Below are 1262 nucleotides of genomic sequence, written 5' to 3'. Positions count from 1 at the left end.
AAGACTCGGTTTCCCTGCGGCTCCCCTATACGGTTAACCTTGCTACAGAATATAAGTCGCTGACCCATTATACAAAAGGTACGCAGTCACCCCATAAAGAGGCTCCCACTGCTTGTACGTACACGGTTTCAGGTTCTGTTTCACTCCCCTCGCCGGGGTTCTTTTCGCCTTTCCCTCACGGTACTGGTTCACTATCGGTCAGTCAGGAGTATTTAGCCTTGGAGGATGGTCCCCCCATATTCAGACAGGATACCACGTGTCCCGCCCTACTCTTCGAACTCACAGAATGTGCACTTTCGTGTACGGGGCTATCACCCGGTATCGCGCGACTTTCCAGACGCTTCCACTAACGCACAAACTGATTCAGGTTCTGGGCTGTTCCCCGTTCGCTCGCCGCTACTGGGGGAATCTCGGTTGATTTCTTTTCCTCCGGGTACTTAGATGTTTCAGTTCCCCGGGTTCGCCTCGCAACACTATGTATTCATGTTGCGATGATGCACTGGGTGCACCGGGTTTCCCCATTCGGACATCGTCGGCTGTAGCGGTTCATATCACCTTACCGACGCTTTACGCAGATTAGCACGTCCTTCATCGCCTCTGACTGCCAGGGCATCCACCGTGTACGCTTAGTCGCTTAACCTCACAACCCACAGGCGTTTTGCAACGCGTGCAGACTGCAAGCATTTGAGAGACTCGAACGCGCTGTTATTCATTTCTTATTACGGAGAAATGAACCAACGCGTCGTTTCAATTTTCAGCTTGTTCCGGATTGTTAAAGAGCATAATACTTCGCAGCACACCGTTTCCGGTTTGCTCTGAAGTATTGTTTTGAGTCACTGTAATGGTGGAGCTAAGCGGGATCGAACCGCTGACCTCCTGCGTGCAAGGCAGGCGCTCTCCCAGCTGAGCTATAGCCCCATACAGTTACTGCAGAGACCACTACTACCACTCACCAGGAGTTCCGTTTTTGACAAACGGTAATTTCTTTTCAGGCAAGGCAAAGTGGCGCGACGTATAGTTCACTATACGAGCGGCGCTTTAACGCAGCATGAGAAGAAATTTGGTAGGCCTGAGTGGACTTGAACCACCGACCTCACCCTTATCAGGGGTGCGCTCTAACCACCTGAGCTACAAGCCTGTAGAGGTTTTTTCTGCTCGTTACTTTCTATCAGACAATCTGTGTGAGCACTTCGCGGGAAGGTATCTTCAGGTAAGGAGGTGATCCAACCGCAGGTTCCCCTACGGTTACCTTGTTACGACTT

General features: G+C 51.3%; 2 tRNA genes and 2 rRNA genes. All 4 read right to left on the bottom strand.

The window, feature by feature from the left end:
* A 23S ribosomal RNA gene (locus DEU53_RS22895) occupies positions 1–640 on the bottom strand; the annotation flags it as partial.
* 202 nt (positions 641–842) lie between these two features.
* Positions 843–918 (bottom strand) — tRNA-Ala (locus tag DEU53_RS22890).
* A 143-nt stretch (positions 919–1061) separates the two neighbouring features.
* A tRNA-Ile gene (locus tag DEU53_RS22885) sits at positions 1062–1138 on the bottom strand.
* A gap of 73 nt (positions 1139–1211) precedes the next feature.
* Positions 1212–1262, bottom strand: a 16S ribosomal RNA gene (locus DEU53_RS22880); the annotation flags it as partial.

The sequence above is a fragment of the Pantoea sp. AG1095 genome, assembly GCF_003208415.1.
GTDB classification, from domain to species: Bacteria; Pseudomonadota; Gammaproteobacteria; order Enterobacterales; family Enterobacteriaceae; genus Pantoea; species Pantoea leporis.
This window is presented reverse-complemented; position numbering and strand designations above follow the sequence as displayed.